General features: G+C 70.2%; 5 protein-coding genes and 1 pseudogene. 1 reads left to right on the forward strand and 5 read right to left on the reverse strand.

The genetic code is table 11. The annotated features are described in order from the left end of the window. The first annotated feature begins 157 nt into the window (after positions 1 to 157). The gene (locus ACYVD5_RS24600; protein ID WP_461003516.1) at positions 158 to 1,045 is read left to right on the forward strand and encodes an alpha/beta fold hydrolase; all 888 of its coding nucleotides are present in this window, start codon (positions 158 to 160) and stop codon (positions 1,043 to 1,045) included. A gap of 465 nt (positions 1,046 to 1,510) precedes the next feature. On the opposite strand, the gene ACYVD5_RS24605 is transcribed toward ACYVD5_RS24600, so the two are convergent. The 5 genes and pseudogenes from ACYVD5_RS24605 to ACYVD5_RS24625 all read right to left on the reverse strand — a co-directional run bounded on the left by ACYVD5_RS24605 (position 1,511) and on the right by ACYVD5_RS24625 (position 5,910). After that, positions 1,511 to 2,167, reverse strand: coding sequence for a hypothetical protein (locus ACYVD5_RS24605; RefSeq protein WP_461003517.1), 657 nt, complete (start codon positions 2,165 to 2,167; stop codon positions 1,511 to 1,513). A 115-nt stretch (positions 2,168 to 2,282) separates the two neighbouring features. Further along, positions 2,283 to 2,498, reverse strand: a pseudogene (locus ACYVD5_RS24610) (transposase); the annotation flags it as partial. 393 nt (positions 2,499 to 2,891) lie between these two features. Further along, positions 2,892 to 4,073, reverse strand: a complete 1,182-nt coding sequence (locus tag ACYVD5_RS24615; RefSeq protein WP_461003518.1) for an MBL fold metallo-hydrolase — start codon at positions 4,071 to 4,073, stop codon at positions 2,892 to 2,894. 192 nt (positions 4,074 to 4,265) lie between these two features. Continuing rightward, on the reverse strand, positions 4,266 to 5,159 hold the full coding sequence (locus tag ACYVD5_RS24620; RefSeq protein WP_461003519.1) for a PHP domain-containing protein: 894 nt from the start codon (positions 5,157 to 5,159) through the stop codon (positions 4,266 to 4,268). Between the two features lie 94 nt (positions 5,160 to 5,253). Continuing rightward, positions 5,254 to 5,910: a DUF6758 family protein gene (locus tag ACYVD5_RS24625; protein ID WP_461003520.1), complete on the reverse strand. Its 657-nt coding sequence runs from the start codon at positions 5,908 to 5,910 to the stop codon at positions 5,254 to 5,256. Positions 5,911 to 6,130 lie beyond the last annotated feature (220 nt).

Raw genomic sequence — 6,130 nt, forward strand, 5'->3', positions numbered from 1 at the left:
TGGGAAACGGCCCGCCTCGGGCCGCACCCCGCGGCCCCGCGCTTGTCCCCCGTCGGCATCCGCCCGCCGAGCGCCCGCACGGCCGCCCGCGGGCCGCATCCGCACCCGCTGAAGCACGCACGTCAACGGTCGGTAACGGCGCATATAGTGATCCGACGTGAGTACTCCTCGTTTCCTGAGCCTTCCGCCCGGTGTACGGCGCGCCACCATCCGCACACCCTTGGGCGGCGTCGCGGCGCTGCAGGCCACACCGGCCGCGGGCGGTTGCGAACGGCAGCCTGCGCTGCTCGTTCCCGGCTACACAGGCAGCAAAGAGGATTTCATCGGCCTGCTGCAGACCCTTGCGGCGGCCGGACGCGCGGTGACCGCCATCGACATGCCGGGGCAGTACCAGTCCCCCGGCCTGGTCGACCCCGCCGACTACACCCACGCCGGCTTGGGCCGGGTCGTGGGCGAGATCGCGTTAACCCTCGACGACGGGCCGGTGCACCTGCTCGGCCACTCCTTCGGCGGACTGGTCACCCGCGAGACCGCCATCTCGGCGGCCGTGCCGCTGCTGTCCTTCGCCATGATGAGTTCGGGCCCCTCCGCCATCGGCGGCGCCCGCGCCGACAACGCCCGGCGCCTGGTGTCGGCCATAGGCCGCACGCGCACGCGCGAACGCCTGGCCCAGATCTGGGCCGAGCACCTGGAGACCCAGACCCGCAACAGCGGGGTCTCCCCCGAGATCTACGAGTTCCTGCGCGAGCGCATGCTCGCCAACCATCCCGACGCGCTGGTCCACATGGCCGAGGAGCTGCTCACCGCCACCGACCGCACTCCCGAACTCGCCCGGTCGGCGCTGCCCATGCTGGTGCTCTACGGCGAGAACGACGATGCCTGGCCGCCCGAGGCCCAATCGGCTATGGCCGAGCGCCTCGGCGCCCAACGGGTCGTAATCCCGGGCGCCGCCCACTCCCCCAACGTCGAAGCCCCCGAAACCACGGCCGAGGCGCTCACGGCGTTCTGGAACCAGATCGAGACCAAGGAGCGCGGCGGGGTGTAGTTCGACGGCGGGCCGGCGATGGCCACCCCGGGCCGCAGGTCATGGATACGCTCCCTGACACGACGAAACCCCCGCGGCCCGCAGGCTGAAGGGGGTCGCAGAAGGGGTGGCGAGTGGCGGGCTACAGTCCGCCCGACCGTACAGCCGCCAGTGATGACGCCCATTCTTCAGACGGCCGCGCGAGGTGTCCACGTTCCCGGTTCTTCATATCGCGCACCGCGACGCCGAAGCTGCACGTCGTCGCCGTTCTCTCCGGCGACGGTCTGAATCCGGCGTGCCAGAGCCGCATAGCTCAATCCCGACTCTTGGATGGCAACCGCAGGCCGTCAGCAGATGGCATCTCGGCTCCCGTTAAGTGCGTTAAGCGACACCGTACCGCTGAAGGACTGCCTAAAGGCTGTCCCGTAAATGATCTCTGGCGTGAGGCTTCCCCAGGGTTCCTGGCGCCGGAGGGTCCGCCAAGTCCTACGATGCGGGCTCAGGAGAGGAAGCGGGAGAGAAGAGAGGTACGTCATCGCATCCCTCCTCGTCGAAGTCTCCCTCGTCCTCCGCCTCCAGGAAGGATCGCAGGTATTGACTCAGTGACTGAGCCGTGAGACGTACATGCATATCGCGACTTGCATTGAACCCAATGGTCCACTCATCGGGATCCTCGGAATGGGCAATCCAGAACCCGATATCTCCGTTGTCGGTTTCGAAACAAGGATGAAGCTGTCCGGCAACGAAGGAGGGTTGCCACTCCTCCTCATCATCAAGAGGAGGATCAATCGCCTTTCCGTCCACCCCTATCGGGATGACCGGCAACTGTCCCGCGTTTGCGTTCTCTGTGTCCTTTCGCTCCTCCTCGACGAGCATGTCCACAATCTCCCTCATGTACGTGGACTTTTCTACGCTGACCAGGTCCGGTCCCTCCGACTTGTTCGGATGCAGCAACCACAAGAAGTCCTTGAATTTCCCCGGCCCCAGGAGCTGGCACAACTGCTTATAGTCAGACGGCAAGGCATACCCCAGCGATTCTTCAACCGCAGGCCAGTCGATGAGATGCTCGACGGTGTCTTTGCGGTCAACCAGATAGAGGATTTTTCCCACTTCATCGCAAATCGTCATTTCATCCCTCTCCATCGAGTTCCGTAGATGCGCTGAGGCTGGTCTCATATTGCCCGGCGCTCTAAAGGTTTCCCATAAATGGTCTCCGACGTGAGCGGCGTTGAAGCGGGTGGGCGGCTGGGGACGTCCACCCGGAGAGGGCGAGGTTGTGCAGGCGGGCGATGCCGAGCACGGCCTGGTGGACGCCATCTCCCTTGAGGCGGCAGTCGCGCAGGATCTTCCAGCTCTTCATGCGGGCGAAGACGTGTTCCACGCGGGCACGGACCTGGCGGTGAGAGGCGTTGTGGGCTTCTTTGCAGGCGGGCAGCAGTCCCTGCCCGGCAGCTCGGCGGTGAGGGATGAACCCGGCCCACCCCCTGACACCGCGATCGGGCCGGGCCCACCGCCGTGCCTGAGCGGCCACCGCCGCTACCGGCGCGCCGACATCGACACACTGATCGAGCGCCGGCCGCCCCGCCCACTGATGACCATGCAGAAATGCCGGGAATTCAAAGCTGGAATGGGCATTTCTGCATGGTCGCCACCGACCCGTCGCCCCGGCAGCGCACGGCCAGTGCCGACGCGGCCGAAGGACCAGGGCACGACCATGCCCGGGGTCCCGGGGGACCCCTTATTTCAAGTCAAGCCGACTCGGCCCCGGCCGCGCCACCCGAACCAGCCGCCCTGTGGACAACCCGCCGCCCGGCCGGTCACCAGGCCTCAGCCGACCGGCGCGGCCGGCCCGCGGTCGCTCGTCCGGCTAGACCCAGGAGTCGAAGTTGGCCGACTCCTCCTCGACGGTGGTCTCGGGGCCGCTGTCGGGGAGGACGCGGGTGTCCGGCGGCAGGGTCAGGATCATCTCGCCGATGGAGTGCAGTTGCTGGGTGTAGTTGATGTAACCGCCGGCCACGGTGCCGACCTCGCCCGCGCGCAGCGAGTCGCCGGTGAAGACGATGCCCTTCTCGGAGATGTAGTAGGCGACGCTGCCGGTGGACGTGCCCGGGATCGCAAGGATGTCGACCTCGACGTCGCCCGCTTTCAGCGAGCCGCCGCCTTCGACCTCCAGGTCGGGGCGGTGCTCGGCGCCGTGCAGGCGGCGCCAGGGGCGGAGTTCGCGGCGGTGCAGGGCGATGGGGGCCTCGTCGCGCTCGGCCACCTCGATGGCGGCGGCGATATGCGTGTTGTAGCCGTTGGTGCAGGCCACGAGGTAAACCTCGCGGTCGCCGACGGCCGCCATGATGGCTTCGGCGTCGTGCGCGGGGTCGACCACGATGACGCCTTCGTCATCGGCGTCGACGATCCAAGTGTTGCTGACGACGTCGACCTCGTCGTCCTCTGCCTTGAGCACGCCGACGGTGCGGACCCGCTGGACTCCCTCTTCGTCGGGCTCGGTGGCCCCGGGGATCTCAGGGTCCTCGGCGGCCGTGGGAGAACGCTTCTTGCCCGCGGCGGAGACCGCGGAGGTGTCCTCGGCATCGGACTCGTCGCCGTCCTCGTCCTCGTCCTCGTCGCCGTCCGCCCCGGCCGCAGCGCCGTCGGCGCCGGTTTCGGCACCGTCCGCGGAGTCCTCGGCATCCTTGGAGTCCTTGGCGTCCTCGGCTGCCGTGTCCGCGGTGTCGGTGTCCGCGGCTGCTGCGTCCTCGGTCCGGGAGTCCGCGGCCTCGGAGCCGGCCGCCTCCGCCGGTTCCGCTTCGCCGGACCCGTCCGCCCCGTCAGCAGAGGGGGCGCCGTCGCCGGTGCCCGCAGCGGTCGCGGTACCGCCGGTCTGCTCCTGCGCCGCGGTCTCGGCCGCAGTGTCGTCCTGGGCCGCGTCCGGATCGGCGGAGGTGCTGCCCGCTGCGGTGTCCTCGGCGTCGGTGCTCTTGGTCGTCACCGCTGACGCCGTGCCGGAACCGCCGGCCTCGTCGCCGTCCTTCTTCTTGCCCTTCCGCTTCCAGAACACGGTGCCGACCCTTCGATGTGCGTCCGAACTCTGCTGATTACGGGACCTGCTGGAGGCCTGGCGGCCTGGAGGCATTGTCGCCGACTCGCGGGCCCCGCGGGTACCCGGCCTACGCGACTGGGCAGTATCCCATTCGGCGGCTAAGGCTCCGATAAGCCGCTGAGCATCGCAGCAAGCGCCACAGGATGCACCCTATTCGGCGGCGACCGGTGCGGTTCCGGTCGCCGGTTCGATCAGGCGAGCGTACTCCTCGGGGGCGGTCGTCCGGCAACCGAGGCGGTGGCCGGTCAGGTCCCCGTGGTCGTCGCTGGATCCGGTCACCACCAGGTCCAGGCGTTTGGCCGCACCGCGCCAGAAGGCGGCCTCGTCCTCAGCGTGGCCCGGGTGGTCGGCCTCGATGCCGCCGAGCCCTGCTGTCGCCAGCTCCTCGATCAGCTCCATCGGGACCGCGCCGTCCGGGGTCGCCTCGCCGCGGGCGGGATGGGCGACGACGCACACTCCGCCCGCTGCCCGCACCAGTTCCACGGCGCGCAGCGCGTCGAGCGCATAGCGGGCGGCGTAGCCGGGGCGGCCGGTGCCGACCCACCGGTCGAAGGCGTCGGGCACGTCGGCGGCGGCACCCGCCTCGGTGATCGCCTGGGCGATGTGCGGGCGCCCGATGACACCGGCCGCGGGCTGGGCGCCCGCGGCCGTTCCGGTATCCGCGCTGGCACCCGCGATCGCGCACACCCGTTCCCAGGAGATCTCCACGCCCGCCGCCTGCAGCCGCTCGACCATAGTGCGGGCGCGGACCGTGCGGTCGTCGCGGATACGCCGCAGCTCCGCGGCGAGTTCGGGGTGCTCGGGGTCGAAGAGGTAGGCGAGCAGGTGCACGCTGGCTCCCTCGTGCAGGCACGAGAGTTCCATGCCCGGTACGAGGGTGAATCCGGCGGGCATGGCCGCGGCCGCCTCTGGGATTCCGGCGACCGTGTCGTGGTCGGTCAGGGCGAGCACGTCCAGGCCGGCCGCAGCGGCGCGACCGACGACCTCGGCGGGGGATTCGGTGCCGTCGGAGACGGAGCTGTGGGAGTGCAGGTCGATGCGCATCCGTCGATGATTCCACGGACCCGTCCGTGTCGCCCGCGCCGGCGGGTACGGGTCCGGTCGGCCGGGGCGGGCGGGCCTGCCGGGCAGCGGCCTGCTAGGAAACGGGCTTGAGCGCCGCGGCCAGGAACGGCGACGGGGCTCCGAAGGGCGGTTCGAGTGCGGCTCCGCCGTCGTGGCGGTCGCGGAGGTCGCGCAGGTCGGTGAGTTCGGCGGTGACCACTGCGGTGTCAGGAGGGCTGAAGACGATCCACAGCCAGTCGGCGAGGGCCTCGCCGGCGTAGGCCGCGCACCGGTCGCCGGTATCGACGCTCCACAGCGCGATGTCGTGGCCGTCGTAGCGGAGCTTGGCCTCGGGCGGGCCGGATCCGAACCCGCTGCCGGGGTCGGGGCCGTCGAGCCCGGCCAGCCGGGCGCCCAGGCCGATTCCGGGGTCTTCGGCAACGAGCGCCATTTCGCCGACGCCGCCGAGCGGCGCCGGCCCGGACAGTGCGACAGCGGCGGCCAGGGCACCGCTGCGGGTGTCGCCGGCGTCGGCGAAGCCGGTGACCACCCACCCGGCGGGCAGCGGCCAGGGCAGCCACACCGGGACCCGGGTGGCGGCGAGCAGAACCTCCAACGCGGCCGCTGACGGGGCGCGTACGGGGTTGAGCGGGGCGATGGGCCCGTGCGCGCCGCACTGCCACGCGCTCGACCACAGTCCCGGTGGGTCGACCGCGTGTCCGCAGCGGGGGCACGACGGGTCTGACTTCATGGTTGCGGAGATGCTACCCGTGCCCAATGTGCGGAAACGCGGTCCGCGGGGTTGAACCGCACCGGTGGGTCGGGAGTCGCCACTGGTCGGCCGGGTAAACGGCGGGCGGCGCGGCCCGGCCGCCAAGCCCACTGCGCCCGCTGTGCCCCGCAGCCGCTACGGCCTAGGTGTGATGTCCCGGGACGTTGGTAACAGCCGACACGCCCCGCACAGCGGTTGA

Source organism: Streptomonospora sediminis (assembly GCF_054778995.1).

Excerpts from the sequence above, each read along its gene's own strand:
- ACYVD5_RS24605 (WP_461003517.1), bottom strand. The coding sequence starts at position 2,167 with ATGGAGAGGGATGAAATGACGATTTGCGATGAAGTGGGAAAAATCCTC.
- ACYVD5_RS24620 (WP_461003519.1), bottom strand. The coding sequence starts at position 5,159 with ATGCGCATCGACCTGCACTCCCACAGCTCCGTCTCCGACGGCACCGAA.
- ACYVD5_RS24625 (WP_461003520.1), bottom strand. The coding sequence starts at position 5,910 with ATGAAGTCAGACCCGTCGTGCCCCCGCTGCGGACACGCGGTCGACCCA.